Consider the following 1,827-nt stretch of genomic DNA (forward strand, 5'->3'; position numbering starts at 1 on the left):
TGGGGCTGGATGGGTAGGGGAGCGTCGTGCAGCCGGCGAAGCAGCAGAGTGATCTAGTTGTGGAGGCTGTGCGAGTGAGAATGCAGGCATGAGTAGCGAATCGAGGGTGAGAAACCCTCGCGCCGGATGACCAAGGGTTCCTGGGGCAGGCTAATCCGCCCAGGGTAAGTCGGGACCTAAGGCGAGGCCGACAGGCGTAGTCGATGGACAACGGGTTGATATTCCCGTACCCGCTTTAACGCGCCCATATCGAACCTCGTGATGCTAAGAGTCCTTAGCTCGCCTAAAGCCTTCGGGCTTGGGGTCAGAGTGAACGCTCGATCCGATCGGGTAGTAGGTAAGCGATGGGGTGACGCAGGAAGGTAGTCCAGCCCAGGCGATGGTTGTTCCTGGGGTAAGCATGTAGGGAGTGAGGTAGGCAAATCCGCCTCGCATATATCCTGAGATGTGATGCCGAGCCGATTGTGGTGAAGTGGATGATCCTATGCTGCCGAGAAAAGCCTCTAGCGAGTGTTGTGGCGGCCCGTACCCTAAACCGACTCAGGTGGTCAGGTAGAGAATACTAAGGCGATCGGGTGAACTGTGGTTAAGGAACTCGGCAAATTGCCCCCGTAACTTCGGGAGAAGGGGGACCTCTGCTGGTGATGAGTCTTGCACTCGGAGCTGGTGGGGGTCGCAGTGGCCAGGGGGAAGCGACTGTTTACTAAAAACACAGGTCCGTGCGAAGTCGTAAGACGATGTATACGGACTGACGCCTGCCCGGTGCCGGAACGTTAAGGGGACCGCTTAGTTGTGGTGACACAGCGAAGGTGAGAACTTAAGCGCCGGTAAACGGCGGTGGTAACTATAACCATCCTAAGGTAGCGAAATTCCTTGTCGGGTAAGTTCCGACCTGCACGAATGGCGTAACGACTTCCCCGCTGTCTCAACCGCAGACCCGGCGAAATTGCACTACGAGTAAAGATGCTCGTTACGCGCAGCAGGACGGAAAGACCCCGGGACCTTCACTACAGCTTGACATTGGCGTTTGGAACGTCTTGTGTAGGATAGGTGGGAGACTGGGAAGCTCGGACGCTAGTTCGGGTGGAGTCATTGGTGAAATACCACTCTGGTCGTTTTGAACGTCTAACTCTGGTCCGTGATCCGGATCGGGGACAGTGTCTGGTGGGTAGTTTAACTGGGGCGGTTGCCTCCTAAAAGGTAACGGAGGCGCCCAAAGGTTCCCTCAGCCTGGTTGGCAATCAGGTGTCGAGTGTAAGTGCACAAGGGAGCTTGACTGTGAGACTGACGGGTCGAGCAGGAGCGAAAGCTGGGACTAGTGATCCGGCATCGGCATGTGGAAGCGGTGTCGCTCAACGGCTAAAAGGTACCCCGGGGATAACAGGCTGATCTTCCCCAAGAGTCCATATCGACGGGATGGTTTGGCACCTCGATGTCGGCTCGTCGCATCCTGGGGCTGGAGTAGGTCCCAAGGGTTGGGCTGTTCGCCCATTAAAGCGGTACGCGAGCTGGGTTTAGAACGTCGCGAGACAGTTCGGTCCCTATCCGCTGCGCGCGCAGGAGACTTGAAAGGAGCTGTCCCTAGTACGAGAGGACCGGGACGGACGAACCTCTGGTGTGCCAGTTGTACCGCCAGGTGCACGGCTGGTTGGCTACGTTCGGAAGGGATAACCGCTGAAAGCATCTAAGCGGGAAGCTCGCCTTGAGATGAGGTCTCCCACCACGTGAGTGGGTAAGGCTCCCGGTAGACGACCGGGTTGATAGGCCGGAGGTGGAAGCATGGTAACGTGTGGAGCTGACCGGTACTAATAGGCCGAGGACTTGACC

1 rRNA gene is annotated in these 1,827 nt (G+C 57.3%); it reads left to right on the forward strand.

From position 1 onward, the window contains the following. Positions 1-1,827, forward strand: a 23S ribosomal RNA gene (locus ACIA8R_RS52950); the annotation flags it as partial.

This window comes from Nonomuraea sp. NPDC051191 (assembly GCF_044455665.1).
GTDB lineage: Bacteria > Actinomycetota > Actinomycetes > Streptosporangiales > Streptosporangiaceae > Nonomuraea.